Raw genomic sequence first — 15993 nt, 5'->3', positions numbered from 1 at the left:
CTGCCTGAATCAGGTCAGGCAGAATTCCCCCCGTTAGGGTTAATATCGGCTGAGCTTGAAGTTCACCTTAATCGTTATAATCAGAAAATCTTAACATTTAAAAAGTTGATCATGGGCAATTCCAGATCGGATTGAAGGCCAAATACCAGCTCAATCCCGCTGGAAGAAGCACTGATATCTGTCGGATACCCCCTGTTTTCACTATTTCTGCAGCCAGAACACTACAGAAGTCCACCCCACCCAGACGGCAAAGAAACCGACGATCAGATTGCCTGAGATATTCAGAAAGGCATGATGTAACTCAGAATTCCTGAGCAGGCTGACCGTTTCGTGTCCGAATGTGGAAAAAGTGGTGAGTGATCCCAGGAGCCCTGTTATTAAAAACAGACTGATATGCTCATGAACCCGTTCGGAAGGGTGAAGCTGCCTGTGTGTTACCAGCGCCATGAGAATGCCGATCAGCAGACAGCCGGTGGCATTAACGACCAGGGTCCCCGCCGGGAACCCTGGATATTTTCGCGACATGAATTCCGTAATGCTGTAACGTGCAATCGCTCCGATAAAGCCGCCCAGTCCAACAGCCAGCAGTTGTGACACCCGTGTTTCCTTTATTCAGTCTGTTTCTCAACAATAGAACAAGCGACTTACTTGGAAGAGATTTTCCAGAGATGCTGATCACTGCGGAGAAACAGTGAATTATCAGAAATGGCCGGCGTTGCCAGGATCGTTTCTTTGAGATCGACTTCTCCTGTCACTTCCCCCTGCTCTTCACCAATCTGAACTACCTGTAACAATCCTTTTTCGTTAATCAGGTAAAGATGATTTGCTGCTGCGATCGGCGTAGCACTGAAGGGCCCCTTCAGGCGCAGTCGCCAGATCACATCCCCTGTCTGTGGGTTGGCACAGGTGAGCACACCGGCATTGTTGACTGTAAATACCTTTTTTTGATACACCAGCGGACTGGCAGTACCGGGCGACAGTTTCTGCTCAGACCATAAGACCTTCGGTGGCTCACTGCTGGATCCCGGAGTCAATGCAGTTAATCCCTTGGAAGGCACGAAGAGTGTATTCTCTCCCACTGTCGTAGATGGAATACGTCCTGCCCCCTCTTCGTACTGCCAGACGGTTTCCCCTGTTTTCGGGTAAATCGCATCGACTCCTTCACTGGACTGTAACAAAACCAGCGGTTCCGACTCGGGGGAAGCTTTTAAAATTGCAGGCGAGGTCCAGTTGGCAACGCGGGGCCGCTTGATTTTCCAGCGTGCGATTCCCGTTTCGACATCCAGTCCCGTTGTGAAAGAATCATCGTCGTTCTCAACCGGCACCACCAGTGTTTCGCCCACGATGACCGGAGAAGAAGCCATCCCCAGACTGTTGCTGGCATTGGGAAAGTCATGTGACAGTCCGCGCACCCAGAGTAGATTTCCATCCAGGTCCAGACAGACCACATCGTTACTGGAAAATGTCGCAAACACTCTCTGGCCGTCACTGGCCGGCGTGGGAGTGGCGACGCACATCTTGTTATGACACTGCGTCCGTCCCGTAGCCCAGAACTGGCGATCCCAGAGCTGCTTACCGGTTTTCAGATCAAAACAGAGTACATGCAACTGATCCTGTTTGAATCCGGTCGTACTCGTGAGAAATACTTTATCGCCGACAATAATCGGTCCTGAAGCGCCTCTGCCTTCCAGGTCGGCAGTCCAGGCAATGCTCTCCTGGTCCACTTTCGCCGGGGGGGCATCTGTGATGGAAACATTATTGGTTAAAGGCCCGCGAAACTGAGGCCAGTCTGCACCACAACACAGGCAGACAGCCAGGACCGGTATCAACAGTTTGATTGATTCTTTTTTCATGAGTTCATCCTTTTCAGGAAATCGCCTTGGGGTGAATTCAGTTGGGAGAAGATTCAGCGCGACAGTTGTGTGGTGGCTTCCGGCTTTTCCGAAAGAACTCCTGTTCCGGACGGACGGGCAATCCGTAACTGGAACTGATAACGCTGCGCCCAGCTTTCTGTCTGTTCATTCTGGCAGAGCTTGAGCAGGATGACATTCTTACCCGGCTTAAAGGTGACCGGCACACTGTACTGATCCATCACCATCCCGCGATGGTATTCGTTGCGGGCAAATAACAGTTTGCCGTTCACCCAGATTTTCCAGGCGTTTGGCGTGCCCAGTCGAATTTCCAGAGATTGTTCACCCGGACTGTAAAAGTCGGCAGCACAGTACATGACTGCCCCTTTGTAAGGCGAAATCTCTTTGGCAATGTCAAAGATACCGTAATCATCTTCGGTATTAACTGACTTCCAGTTGACCTTCCCCTCTTTGCCCTCTAAGGCGGCGGAAAAATCCAGCTTCTCTTCCGGGGCATAAACCGTATCGTAACCTTTGCGCTCCGTGTTATCGAAAGGACCAATAATCTGCCAGTCTGACAGAAATCCGAAGTGTTTCTGCAGATCGATCTTTTCGCCTAATGCCCGCAACGGTTTGACGATGGATTTCACCTGATCATCATCAGTCGCTCCGCTCATGGCCTGCTGATAAATCTGTTTTGCTTCCTCTTTCTTGCCGGCTTTCTCTGATGCTTTGGCTTCATCGATCAATCGCTGAACCGCATCGCGTCGCAGAGTGACGCTGGCATCGTTGATCATCCCGGGAATAATCCGGTCGGTGGCTTCCGGATCGACTTTGATCAGGGTTTCATAAGCCAGGCGCCGTGCCCGGGGATTTTTGGATTTATCCAGCACGAATGCTTCCAGCTTGTCGGCAGGTAACTGTTTCTGCTGAATCGCATTCGCAGCCACCGCTTCAAATGCGCCGCACAGCCAGTTCACAGCCAGCGGGTTGGCACCTTCAAAACTGTTCAGAATCGGGATCAATGCAGAGGCATCCGCTTTCGAAAGCTGCCGGACAGCTTGAGAAGCGGTCTGATTCCCCTGACCCTCCTTTTGAACCTGTTTGATTTGCTTGATCTGCTGTTCCACATCATCCGCTTTGACTGAAGTCAATGTCATGGACAGGAACATCAGGCAGTAAAGAAAACGGCTTCGCTGCATGGGAGTCTCCCGATGGTATATTGTTTCGAAATCTGATCCCCCGCGAACTGGAAGACCAACTGGAGTGTCTGAAAGTCTGTGGGCTCAAATTGTACCAGTTTTATTCAGGCACCAACAAGTAAGTCAGCATTTTTTCCCGTGATTCCAGTTGGGAATTCAAGCAGGAAGCTGACCTGAAATAAAATTACTTCTGGCAATCAAACATGCCATAGGCTGATTCTTACAGCAGGTTTTGCTATAATCCGCGTCGTGACTGGAACTGACCGCTTTTGAGAATCTGGAAATACACCGATGCCAAGCGTACTCAGCACTATGCTGAATCGACTCCTTGAGGGAGAGAACCTGGAAAGTGATGCTGCCTATGAAGCTGTTTCATCCATCATGCAGGGTGAATGCAGTGAGGTGCAGATTGCAGCATTGCTGACAGCACTCCGTATGAAAGGGGAAACACCAGAAGAACTGGTGGGAGCGGCGCGGGCCATGCAGGAACGGGCCCTGGCAATTCCGACCGACTGCACGGGATTACTGGATACCTGTGGCACGGGCGGCGATCAGTTGCATACCTTCAATATCAGCACAGCTGTTGCCATCGTTGCTGCTTCTGCAGGAATTCCGGTTGCCAAGCATGGAAATCGCAGCGTCTCCAGCTCCAGTGGTTCTTCCGATGTTCTGCAGGCCCTGGGGGTGAAACTCGAGCTGACACCTGAACAAATCGGGCAATGCCTGAAAGAAACCGGCATCGGATTCTGTTTCGCTCCTCTGTTGCATTCCGCGATGAAATATGTCGCTCCCGTCAGGCGGGAACTGGGGATTCGCACCATCTTTAATTACCTTGGACCTTTAACAAATCCGGCGAAGGCAGAATACCAGTTACTGGGGGCGAATTCTGTACAGGCAGCTGAAAAAATAGCTCAAGCCCTGCTGAAATTAGGTCGAAAACATGCATTGGTTGTCTGCGGAAACGGAGAACTGGATGAGGTTAGTCTCTGGGGGAAAACAGCAGTTTTTGAAATAACCGGCGCAGATTTGCGTTATTATGAATGGACGGCTGCAGATTTCGGATTACCAGAATGTGACGTAAGTCAGTTGGTCGTCAGCTCCTCAGAGCAAAGTGCTCAAATCATTCTCGAGATCCTGAATGGTGAACAGGGTCCTGCTCGTGATATTGTTGTTGCAAATGCATCTGCTGCCTTATTGGCAGCGGAACAAGCAACAAATCTGGAGCAAGCTGTTCAAAAAGTCGCTCGATTGATTGATGAGGGAAAAGTATCCGAAAAACTCAAACATCTCATCAAGTTTACCAGTAAGATTATTGTGGAAACAAACAATTCAAATTAAAGGGGAGAAATCAGATTTCAGAACGTCTTTAAGAGACGTTGACTTGCCGAATCTGAACATCCTCTTATAATTCCCCAAAACTTACGACAAACCAGATACAGTCATCAGCAGTCAAGTGACGCCGCCACCTGACTGAATTGAAGGCTGTTTAGAAGAAATAAGGTCTCATCATGAATGCTGAAGCACAAAGAAAGCTGATTTTCACACCTGAAGAGGCCAACCTTCGTCTTCCACTCGTTCAGGTAATCGTCAGAGACATCGTCGAGTTGTATCAGAACCTGAACGATCGTCGTGAGCGCATCAACGAAATCAAGCGGCTCCCAGGCGCTTCTGCGCGAGATGAAGACTCCGTCTACAGCGAAGAACTTCTGCAGGCGGAAATCGATATCGAAAACGATACCGAACAGCTGGAAACCTACATCACCGAACTGCGTGAACTGGGTGTTGAGCTGGAAGACCCTGCTTTGGGTGTTGTCAACTTCCCCGCCCTCCGTGATGGTAAAGAAGTCTATCTCTGCTGGAAGTCCGGCGAAGACGATGTGAACTACTGGCATACCCTGGATGAAGGTTTTTCAGAACGCCAGCTGCTTTTCGAAGAATCACTCAATCATGAGCTTGAAAACGGAGAAGAGCCACCCCTGATGTAATCGGTGGCTCCACATCTGTTTTTCAATCCGCTTGGCTGCTCTTATTTCTCAGCGACTTCGCGCTCCCAGTCCGCATATGCCTGCTGGAGCTCAGTCACCTTCTTCGGATTTTGCTCTGCCAGATTCGTGGTTTCTGACAGGTCCTGTTCCAGATCAAACAGCATAAAAGGCTGCCTGGGTTTGACGCGAACCAGTTTATATTTCCCTCTGCGGACGGCACTGTAATTTCGATATTGAAAAAAGAGGGTACGCGGCTCCGTCTCAGTCGCTCCTGTCAAAGCGGGTAGCATGTCCTGTCCGTCCAGTACACTTCCTGCAGGAAGTTTGCCTCCCGCGAGAGTAATCAGGGTCGGCAGAATATCCAGGCTGATGAACTGGCTCTGACTCACAGTCCCCGCTTTTAGATGTCCGGGGTAGCGGATGATCGCCGGAACCCGAATCCCCCCTTCCCACAAAGTGACACCGCCATCGCGCAAGGGTTTGTTACTGGCGACTTCGAGTCCCCGGTCCTTCAGCATGAAAGCGCCATTGTCAGAATACCAGATCACAATGGTATTCTCCCGGAGACCACTCGTATCCAGCTGCTTTAAGACACGTCCAATGGCCGAATCGAGTGCCGTCACGACCGCGCGATACCGCTCCTGCGGGTTTTGCGTTTGGGGATCATACCCATATTGTTCAAATGCGCGAGCGGGTGCCTGCCATTCATTTCCCTGACCAGGCTGCTTGTTACGCGGACTGGGGAAATGAGGCGCGTTGAAAGGCAGATAGATAAAAAACGGCTGCTCGCTCTCAGCAGCAATGTACTGACAGGCGGCATCTGCAAACAGATCGGTCGAATAGCCTTCGACAAAAACTTCTTTCAAGCCACGCCATAAATCATGTCGGCCGGCATAATAGTGATGGTAATAGTCGATATTCCCCGCAGCAAACCCGAAAAACTCGTCAAAGCCCCGCTCCGTCGGTCGACTTCCCGGCGAAAAACCGACGTTCCACTTACCAAAACAGGCCGTGCGATACCCCAGAGGTTTCAAATATTGAGGAATCAGTTTCTCACTTTTCCGCAGACCATCACCATAGTTCTCATCCGCACTCAACTGATGATTCAAACCGATACGCTGAGGATAGCGGCCTGTCAGCAGCGTGGCCCGTGATACGGTACATGTGGGAGAGGCAGTATAAAAATCGGTTAACCGGACTCCTTCTGACGCCAGTTGATCCAGTACGGGAGTTTTCATGACCGGGTTCCCGTAACAACCCAGGTCGCCATATCCCAGGTTATCCGCTGTGATCAATAAAATGTTCGGCCGCCTGGCTGGCTTTTCAGCAGCAGTCGCTGACAAACAGAAATGAAGAAAGACCAGATTACAAAGCATCATCCAGCAACAGGGCAGGCGGTATCTCATAGCAATTATCCTCTCGGCGGGTAAATAAACCGGGTGGGTCATTTCAGGGCAAGCGGCTTTGAAATCGTTCTCTATCGGAACAGATCAGACCTTTCGTGTCAATTCAGGCTCAGGCGAGCTGTCGCATCAGATAGAGATATTCCAGTGCACTGAGCATCGCTTCCTGTTTCTGATTGGCGTTCCCTTTGTGGCCTCCTTCGATATTTTCATAGTAGAAAAACTCGTGCCCCAGTTGAGCCATCCGGGCAGCCATTTTCCGTGCATGCCCGGGATGAACGCGATCATCTTTGGTCGAGGTGAAGAAATAGACCTTGGGGTAAGCCTGCTCGGCTTTCAAATTGTGGAAAGGAGAATACCGGCTGATGAACTCCCATTGCTCGGGGAGATCTGGATTTCCATATTCAGCCATCCAGCTGGCACCAGCCAGCAGTTTGTTAAAACGTTTCATATCCAGCAGAGGCACGCCACACACGATCGCGTTAAACAGCTCAGGACGCTGTGTGAAAGCGACCCCCATCAGCAGCCCGCCATTACTGCGTCCCATGGCACCATAATGTTTCGGAGAACTGAAGCCTTTACTCTGCACCGCCTCCGCAACTGCAAAAAAGTCGTCGTATGCCCGCTGGCGATGCTCCTGCAGAGCGGAATCGTGCCAGCGTGGACCATACTCACCTCCTCCGCGGATATTGGCGAGCACATACACGCCCCCCTTTTCCAGCCAGAGTTTGCCCATGATCGGGTTGTAATGAGGCAAAATCGAGATTTCGAACCCGCCATAGCCATACTGCAGGACTGGCGCAGTATGATCCAGTTTCATTCCTTTCCGGTAGACAATGAAATACGGGACATCAGTTTTATCCGCACTGATCGCAAAATGTTTCTCAACGGTCAGTCCGCTGGTATCAAATCGTGCGGGGGTCGATTGCAACTGCTCATCGATGCCTTCGGGAAAATTAACGTAATAGAGGCTGCTTGGCTGCAGGAAACCGTCGCGGGCTAACAGCAGGTCGTTGCTGCCACTGTCTGATGAGCTGATCGAGATCACGTCGTTTGTCCCCCAGGGAAGCAGTCGTCCCTGCCACTGGTGATCCTGCAGGCGTAACTCGCGAATCTGACTGGCAACATGTTCGATTCCCGTCAGATACACGGCTTCTTTCGCACATCGCACCTGTGAAATCGTGCCACTCTCCCCGGGATCATAGACCGTCAGCACTTCACCGATTTCACCCGACTTCTGAAATTCTGCCAGCGAGAAACTGATCAGCGCGCCCGCTGCAAACCCCCGCCATGCTTCCTTCAACTCGACCAGTAACTGTCCTGCAAACAATCCTGACAGACTGCATTTCTGTGGTAGAGGCAACTGACTTAATGTTCCGGCAGAATTCACCAGGTAAAAACTGAAATGATAAAAGTCATGCCCCCGCATCACAAAACAGACGCGCTGACCGGCATGTTCCAGATCAATCGGATAGATAAAGGTCTCTTCGACATCCGTTTCCAGCAGAGTTTCCGCTGCGGAGAGCGGCGTTCCCCGCTTCCAGCGTTTGAGAATCCGCGCATACCCGGAAGTATTCAGACTCCCTGCCCCCCAGTCCGTTGCGATCAGAAGCTGGTCGCGGTTCTCCCAGCAGAGATTGGTTTTGGCCAGCGGTACGTTGAAACCATCCTTCACAAAGGAACGTGAGGGAATATCGAATTCACGATACACGGCGGTATCAGTCCCCCCGGGTGCCAGTTCGATGATGCAACGTTCGTGTGCAGGGCCGAGACTGTCGACTCCTTTATAGATCCAGTTCTCTTTTTCTGTCTCCGCCAGCCGGTCGACATCCAACAGAACCTCCCACTCCCGCGATTGTTGCCTGAACTGTTTCAGAGTCATGCGTCGCCAGATACCACGAATGTGCTGTTCATCGCGCCAGAAGTTATACACGAACTCACCACGCAGCGTTCCGTAGGTAATCCGATCGGAGGCGGTCAGAATCTTCAAGGCTTCACTTTGATATTCTTCAAAGCGTGGATCACTGGTCAGCGCCTGCAAAGTCGACTTATTCTGCTCCCTGACCCAGTCGAGGGCCTGGTCCCCCTCAATCTCCTCCAGCCAGAGCAGTGACTGTTCATCGGGTACTTCTGCTTGATTCCTGTTTTCCGCAGGCTCATCGAGTGAATCCATAACACAACTCCGCTGAAAAAGGGCTGATGATCTCAATTTCAGGTATTGTAGAGTAAAACAGGCAGGGGACTTAAGTGCCGTACGCTGTTTTGTCCGCTTTTCCTGAGAACTGACCATGAAACCAGATATTCTGCGTTTTTCACGATTCCGGGCGTGCAATTAAAATCAGCCAGTGATATAATTCCCCGCGTTGAGTGGCCCTGAATGTCAGGTAAATGTAAGAAACGACCTGACCACTTTATGGCTGATCTCCAGAATCTCTTATTAAAGTACCAGCTGTTTGCTGATCTTTATCGTGTTGTAAATGCTACATTTGCCGAACCTTGTATGGTTTCCGCTCTCAAACAGTAGCATCAGGGTGATACGAAGCAGAGCTTCAAGGAGAACTCTTTTCAGGCATAGCCCCTGAAAATGAACCCTGAGTCGGGTATGACCGACTCTCACCTGTTTCTAAATAGTTGCACGACCCATTTTTCTCTATTACACGACGAGTACGTACAGCCATTCCCGGCTGAGGGTTCGTCGAAAGGTTGATGTATGTTAACGGATGTCTCTTCGCAGGCAAAATTTACGGATTTAGCACTCTGCCAGCCCGTCCTGGATGCGCTGGTTGAACTTGGATACGATACTCCCACACCGATTCAGGCACAGACGATTCCCCATCTGCTGGAAGGCAAGGACCTGGTGGGACAGGCACAGACAGGAACCGGTAAAACAGCCGCATTTGCCCTGCCTTTACTTTCGAAAATCGATCTGGAACTCAATGCCCCCCAGGTTCTGGTCCTGGCTCCTACCCGGGAACTGGCCATTCAGGTAGGGGAATCGTTCAAAGAATACGGTTCACAGCTCAATGGGTTACAGGTTCTGCCTATCTATGGTGGTGCCGATTTCAAAGGACAGTTACAGCCTTTAAAGCGAGGCGTTCATGTCGTGGTGGGTACACCTGGTCGTGTCATGGACCACATGCGTCGTGGTACTTTGAAACTCGATAACCTGCGTTGCCTGGTTCTGGATGAAGCCGACGAAATGCTGCGGATGGGCTTTATTGACGATGTCGAATGGATTCTGGAGCAGACTCCCGACAACCATCAGACAGCGCTCTTTTCCGCGACAATGCCTGAAGCGATTCGAAGAATTGCCGGTAATTACCTGAAATCGCCAGAAGAAATCACTGTCAAAGTAAAAACCCGGACCGCAGACACCATTCGACAGCGGTACTGGTTGGCTAAGGGACATCATAAACTGGATGCCCTGACCCGGATCCTGGAAGCGGAAGACACCGACGGTGTGATCATTTTCGTTCGTACCAAAAGCATCACAACCGAACTTGCAGAAAAACTGGAAGCACGCGGGTTTCTCGCTGCCCCTCTGAATGGTGATATCCCACAGAAACAACGCGAACGTACCGTTGGACGGTTAAAAGCTGGCCACGTCAACATCGTCATCGCGACGGACGTTGCCGCCCGCGGACTGGACGTCGATCGGATCAGCCATGTGATCAACTACGATCTGCCTGGCGATTCTGAAGCCTACGTGCACCGTATCGGACGAACCGGACGTGCAGGCCGAACAGGCGAAGCGATCATGTTCGTTTCTCCCCGCGAGACTCGTTCCCTCTCAGGCATCGAACGGGCGATCAAGCTCAAAATTGAACGGATGGAACTGCCTTCCATCAATCAGATTAACAAGCGACGTACTGAACGTTTCAAAGAGTCGGTTACCAAAGCCATGGATAACCCCGACTTTGAACAGTTCCAGAAACTGCTGACTGAGTTCAAAGCCGAATCAGAGCGTTCCGAGATCGATATCGCTGCTGCCCTGGCCTGTATGTTCCAGGGAAAACGTCCTCTGTTCCTGAAAGAGACACCTCAGCGAGAAAACTCACATCGGGAAGCCCCTCAACGACAGCGGGACAGTTCCGGAAAACCTCAGTTCCAGTCTGAACGACGTTTCTCGAAGGATAAAGAATTCAAAGAGAAAGCATTTGCTCCCAAACGCGAAAGGGCAACCAGCGAAGCGCCCGAGGAAGGCATGGAACGCTTCCGCGTTCAAGTGGGCCGCAGTCACGGTGTCAAACCGGGGAACATTGTAGGTGCCATCGCGAACGAAGCAAACCTGGACAGTCAGTACATCGGTCGCATCGATATCTTCGATGATTACAGCACCGTTGACCTTCCGGAAGGCATGCCTCGCAATATCTTCCGGGCATTGAAAAATGTCTGGGTCTCCGGACAACAGTTGCGTATCTCCCGACTGGATCAGACGGAATCCGGTGTCCCGAAACGGAAGCGTTTCAAAGCAAAGGGAAAACCGAGACAGCAGAAAGCTTAATCGGACTGCTGTCTGAAAAAGAGTAGAACAGCTGTAAACAAAATAAACCGCGGTTGCCAGACAGCAACCGCGGTTTTTATTTTATTTCCGACCTGAATCAGACAGGGTTTATTTGCTGTTTCCAAAGGCTTTGGATGTCTGACCGGAAGAAGTCTGCTGTTTCAGACGCTTGCTGCGAGTGAAAACCTGGGAGACGGTTCCTGAAGAAACGTCATTCACGCCAGTTACTTTTGCCCCCTGTTTAATGGGAGATTTTACTCCGGAACCAGGTACAAACAGACGTCGCTGAGGCTTGTAACCGATGTAGCTCAGGAAGTCGTTGATTCCGATCACACGGACGGCTTTCAGACGGGCTTCTTCACGAATCTCTTTCATCTTGGCCAGCAGTTCCTGCATCTTATCGCGTTGTTCGTCTGTCTTTGCCGCTTCGACATCAGGCGATTCACCAATAACCAGGAACTTCGTATGCACGGTTAAACCGTCACCAATACGTTCTCCATTCTCAGTAACCTGATTATCAATTTTGGCATTGGCATTCTCAATCACACGTCGCAGCAGGTCCATATCCGATTTACCGTCGCCATCCAGATCAATGATTCCTGAAATAGCAAACGATTCAGGACGTCCTACGCTCCACAGTGGAGTATAAATTGGATCGCCAGGGCTGATAGGCTGATAAATATCATCGCCTACAATGCGGGCTTCAGACAGATGAGGTCCCAGAATTTTGGTGACTTCGATGGCACCAATAATATCTTCTTCGCCTCGACCAATTCCCTGATGTGCTTTCCGGTAGACGCTGAAAGTCATCCGTTTAGGCAGGCGGTCTGCTTCTCCCAGATTGATCCAGACCACCCCGGTACTGTTATCAACAGTACGAACCACACCATCGGGCTGTTCAAAGCTGAACTTCTGAACCTGATCCAGACGGCTGCGGAGAGTATCGATCAGGCTGGCATAAGTATTGCTTTTATCTTCCAGATCCTTGATCGTCTTAGCGTTGGTTTCACGCAACTGATCCAGCTCGATCAGAATTTCCTCATTTTCTTTCTGCAGGGCGGCAATCTGCTGATCTTTCGCTTCAACTTCCTCTTCTTTGACTTTCTGGGTATCAGCCAGGTCTTTTTCAGAACCTTCACGAGCTTTGCGATGCTCGTCAATCTTTGTATCCATATTGCCTTTCAACTGCTGAAAGGCTGTTTCCAGTTCATTTTTTGCTTTCTGCTCTGCGGCCAGTTCCGTTTTCGTCTGATTCAACTGTGCAGAGAGCTTGATCAACGTATTCTTGATTGTGGACTCGGCCAGAACATCAGCGTGTGTTTTGATATCCAGTTCGGTGGCACCGATCACTGTATTGGGAGTCTTGTTATCCAACCCAATGTCTTCCTGTTCGTTACCGATCAGTTTTTTCAGTGCCTGAATTTCTTCATCCAGCTTTCGAACGGCGACACCGTCACGCTGGGAATCTTTCTGGGCCTGGTCCAGTTTGGCATTCGCTTCTGCCAGATCGGAATAAAACAGATATGCAGCCACAGACCCCATCAGGGTGGTCATCACAAAAAAGATCAGTGAAAAGTGAACAGCAGTTGGTTTACTGGCAGCCATGTTTTTAAACCTTAAGGATTTTCAAGTGACAGTCAGGTGCGGTTCCGCACGCGGACGGGTCAAATATGAGGTGTAGTATTGTTTCCAGCGATCATTTCGCATCAACTCTGAGGAATCTCAGTGAGCCTCGAAACTTCGATTCTGAAAACTCGAAAGACCAGCATCCTGCTTTACTTTATTCTAAATGCAGAAAAACCAGTGTCAAGCAGCATTCTGATTCTATGTAGTTAGCTGACAATTGGTTCTCCTCACTCTGCTCTGGTCTGAAATCTGCAATAAACTACACATAAAAACAGTACCCCGGAGTTCTCCGGCAACAGGATAAAAAGATTTGATTGAGTTTCGACTTCAGACGGTCTGTTGATGGCCATCGGAAGCACACTCCCCAATAATGAGACGGAAAGCAGTTCCACGGCGTTTTACATTTCACAGACCGCTTTTTACCTTAGATGCAACATCTGCATGTTTCCAGTTTCGGCTATCTCATTTTAAAATTTCAGGTAAAGCTAAATCTTTATGAAAGAAACACTTTACATCATTGATACGTTTTCTCTGGTATTTCAGGTTTTTCATGCTGTACCGGCTATGACCGGTCCGACGGGACAACCCACTAATGCCATATTCGGCATCACCCGTGATATCCTGAACATTATTAAAACACACTCTCCTGACTATCTGATCTTCGCCATGGACTCCAGCGGACCGGGCACGCGAAACGATCTTTATCCGGAATATAAGGCCAATCGCACGGCAATGCCCGAAGATCTCGTGCCGCAAATCCCCCATATCATGGACGTGGTGAAAGGCTTTCAGGTCCCCGTCATCGAATGCCCCGGCTGGGAAGCAGACGACGTATTTGCGACCATTGCCCGGCTGGCAAAAGAAAAAGGGATCGAAACGACCATCGTCACCAATGATAAAGACGCCCGACAACTGATCAACGATGCCGTTCGGCTGTACAATATCCGCAAAAATCAGTTTATGGACGCAGAAGCAGTCCAGGCTGACTGGGGCATCCGACCTGATCAGGTCATTGATTTTCAATCGCTGGTCGGTGACAGCGTGGATAACATTCCCGGGGTTCCCCTGGTTGGCCCCAAAAAGGCCCAGACCCTGATTGAACAGTTCGGAACTCTGGAAGAGGTTCTGGCCAATGCAGACAAAGCCAAAGGGCCCAAATTACAGCAAAATCTGAAAGAATTCGCCGATCAGGCCCGCATGTCGCGCGAGCTGGTGACTTTAAATCAGTCACTGGACCTCGACATCGACTGGGAAGCCTCAAAACTGACACACCCCGATCGCGAACGTTTACATCAGCTGTTTGTCGAATTTGGATTTCGCCGCTTCGCTGAGGAAATGAAGGAAGTCCTGACCACAGAGGAACCCGCCGAACCGGTAGAACGGGTTCGCGAAACCATTGACACGAAGTCAGCCTTCGAAACGTTCCTGGCGCTCCTTAAGGAACAGGATGAATTCTGCGTTGATCTGGAGACCACAGGCCTGAAGCCGGCAGAAGCGGAAATTGTAGGCTGGGCCATCAGCTGGGAAAAACACCGCGGATTCTATATTCCCGTCGAAGGTCCTTCAGGCCAGTCTGCCCTGGATCCACAATATGTCCTCGAACATCTGAAACCGATTCTGGAAGACCCGGAAATCCTGATTACCAATCAGAATATCAAATACGATATGGTCGTCCTGATGCGCGTGGGTGTGTTCCTGCAGGGAGTCAGCATTGACCCCATGGTTGCCAGTTATCTGATCAGTGCCGGCGAACGGGGTCACAGCCTCGACAAACTGGCAGAGCGGTATCTGCAGCATACGATGATTCCCATCTCCGATCTGATCGGCTCCGGTAAACAACAGAAGAAAATGTTTGAAGTCGACGTTGATAAGGTCGCGGAATACGCGGTCGAAGATGCAGAAATCGCCTGGCAGCTCTCGCGGATCCTGCAGGAGGAACTCAAACACGCTGGATTATGGGAGCTCTACTGGGATCTCGAACGGCCTCTCATTTCCATCCTCGCCGAAATGGAATTTACGGGAATCAAAGTTGATACCACAGAACTCAAGCAGCAGAGCCAGCAACTTGAAAAACGGTTAACGACCCTGATCAATGAAATCCACGAGATGGCCGGGCATGAATTTAACATCGCTTCTCCCCTGCAGCTCCGCACAGTGTTATTCGATGAACTGGATTTACCCGTATTCAAAAAAACCAAAACAGGTCCCAGCACGGATCAGAGCGTACTGGAAAAACTGGCCCCGCTGCACCCCCTGCCCGCCAAGATCACAGAACATCGACATCTCTCCAAACTGAAGAGCACCTACCTGGATGCATTGCCCGATCTGGTCAATCCGGAAACAGGACGGATTCACGCCAGCTTTAACCAGGTCGTTGCTGCGACAGGTCGACTCAGTTCGAGTGACCCCAATCTGCAGAACATCCCGATCAGAACGGAAGAAGGACGGCAGATTCGCAAAGCATTTATCCCCCAGGATGAAAGCTGGAGGCTGCTCTGTGCCGATTACTCACAGATCGAACTCAGAGTCCTGGCCCATCTGAGTCAAGATGTCGCACTGAGTCAGGCGTTCCGCGAAGGTGCTGACATTCACACCGCCGTCGCCTCGGATATCTTTCAGGTTCCCCACGATCAGGTTGACAGCAACATGCGTCGCACGGCCAAAGCGGTCAACTTCGGCGTCATTTATGGCCAGAGCCCGTTTGGACTGTCAGAAGCGATCGGCATTCCTCAATCGGAAGCAGCCGGCTTCATCGAAGACTATTTTGCCCGGTATCAGGGGGTCCGGGAATTCCTGGATCAGATCCTCGAAGATTGTGCGAAACAGAACTTTGTCACCACAATCTGTGGCAGAAAACGAGAGATCCAGGGAGTGCGGGGTGGTGTGCAGAAACAGCTCAACATGCCGGAAAGAACCGCCATCAATACTGTTATTCAAGGGTCTGCAGCCGATCTGATTAAGCAGGCCATGTTGAATCTCAGCGAGCGACTCAAACAGGAGGAGCATCCAGGACGACTGCTCATGCAGATTCATGACGAACTGGTGTTCGAAGTTCCGCTGACCGGTCTGGACTCTCTGGGATTGATTGTTCGAGAAGAGATGGAATCCGCCATGGACCTCGATGTTCCCCTGATTGTGGATATCTCAAGTGGGCTCAACTGGCTGGAACAGAGCACTCTGGAAATTCCACACAAGTAAAAAGTAAGGAATTTGCGTCCAGAATCGACTGGGGCACACGCTGAATCAGGGAGTCCTGACGGGATATTTGAGACCTGTCTGGCACCAAATATAAAATTTAAGCGTAAAATAGCGATCTTTCCTTTTTTTTGTTGACAACCTGTACGCCATCGGTAACGATATTAATGCACGCCTATGTGTCTCATCTGCTTGTTGCTAAGGATTCAGCAATCAAAAACCTCCTGT

The 15993-nt window shown here is 50.5% G+C and carries 10 protein-coding genes; 4 read left to right on the top strand and 6 right to left on the bottom strand.

The window, feature by feature from the left end:
- Positions 1-201: 201 nt before the first annotated feature.
- From crcB to ACN0YN_RS25555, 3 genes are read right to left on the bottom strand one after another with little or no spacing between them, the layout of a single operon-like run.
- Positions 202-597, bottom strand: coding sequence for a fluoride efflux transporter CrcB (gene crcB / locus ACN0YN_RS25565; RefSeq protein WP_417387867.1), 396 nt, complete (start codon positions 595-597; stop codon positions 202-204).
- Between the two features lie 47 nt (positions 598-644).
- Positions 645-1853 (bottom strand): PQQ-binding-like beta-propeller repeat protein, encoded by a 1209-nt coding sequence (locus ACN0YN_RS25560; RefSeq protein ID WP_417387866.1) that lies wholly within the window; start codon positions 1851-1853, stop codon positions 645-647.
- A gap of 53 nt (positions 1854-1906) precedes the next feature.
- Positions 1907-3052: a hypothetical protein gene (locus tag ACN0YN_RS25555; protein WP_417387865.1), complete on the bottom strand. Its 1146-nt coding sequence runs from the start codon at positions 3050-3052 to the stop codon at positions 1907-1909.
- A 291-nt stretch (positions 3053-3343) separates the two neighbouring features.
- Here ACN0YN_RS25555 and trpD point away from each other — a divergent pair, with 291 nt between their 5' ends.
- Together trpD and ACN0YN_RS25545 are read left to right on the top strand one after the other, a co-directional pair.
- On the top strand, positions 3344-4390 hold the full coding sequence (gene trpD, locus ACN0YN_RS25550) for an anthranilate phosphoribosyltransferase (protein ID WP_417387864.1): 1047 nt from the start codon (positions 3344-3346) through the stop codon (positions 4388-4390).
- 170 nt (positions 4391-4560) lie between these two features.
- Entirely contained in the window at positions 4561-5037 is a 477-nt protein-coding gene (locus tag ACN0YN_RS25545; protein ID WP_417387863.1) for a DUF2203 domain-containing protein, read from the top strand.
- A gap of 41 nt (positions 5038-5078) precedes the next feature.
- On the opposite strand, the gene ACN0YN_RS25540 is transcribed toward ACN0YN_RS25545, so the two are convergent.
- Both ACN0YN_RS25540 and ACN0YN_RS25535 read right to left on the bottom strand, forming a co-directional pair.
- Positions 5079-6443: a sulfatase gene (locus ACN0YN_RS25540; RefSeq protein ID WP_417387862.1), complete on the bottom strand. Its 1365-nt coding sequence runs from the start codon at positions 6441-6443 to the stop codon at positions 5079-5081.
- 109 nt (positions 6444-6552) lie between these two features.
- A complete protein-coding gene (locus tag ACN0YN_RS25535) occupies positions 6553-8613 on the bottom strand; it encodes a prolyl oligopeptidase family serine peptidase (protein ID WP_417387861.1) in 2061 nt (686 codons plus the stop codon).
- Positions 8614-9150: 537 nt separating this feature from the next.
- Between ACN0YN_RS25535 and ACN0YN_RS25530 the strand changes: the two genes are divergently transcribed.
- Positions 9151-10944, top strand: a complete 1794-nt coding sequence (locus tag ACN0YN_RS25530) for a DEAD/DEAH box helicase (protein ID WP_417387860.1) — start codon at positions 9151-9153, stop codon at positions 10942-10944.
- 108 nt (positions 10945-11052) lie between these two features.
- On the opposite strand, the gene ACN0YN_RS25525 is transcribed toward ACN0YN_RS25530, so the two are convergent.
- On the bottom strand, positions 11053-12549 hold the full coding sequence (locus ACN0YN_RS25525) for a hypothetical protein (RefSeq protein WP_417387859.1): 1497 nt from the start codon (positions 12547-12549) through the stop codon (positions 11053-11055).
- Positions 12550-13065: 516 nt separating this feature from the next.
- Between ACN0YN_RS25525 and polA the strand changes: the two genes are divergently transcribed.
- The gene (polA, locus tag ACN0YN_RS25520; RefSeq protein ID WP_417387858.1) at positions 13066-15768 is read left to right on the top strand and encodes a DNA polymerase I; all 2703 of its coding nucleotides are present in this window, start codon (positions 13066-13068) and stop codon (positions 15766-15768) included.
- The last annotated feature ends 225 nt before the right edge of the window (positions 15769-15993 follow it).

Origin of the sequence: Gimesia sp., from assembly GCF_048260065.1 — a bacterium.
In the GTDB taxonomy this organism is placed as follows: Bacteria; Planctomycetota; Planctomycetia; order Planctomycetales; family Planctomycetaceae; genus Gimesia.
Note: the sequence above shows the minus strand (reverse complement) of the source record. Positions and strands in the feature narration are given on the sequence as shown.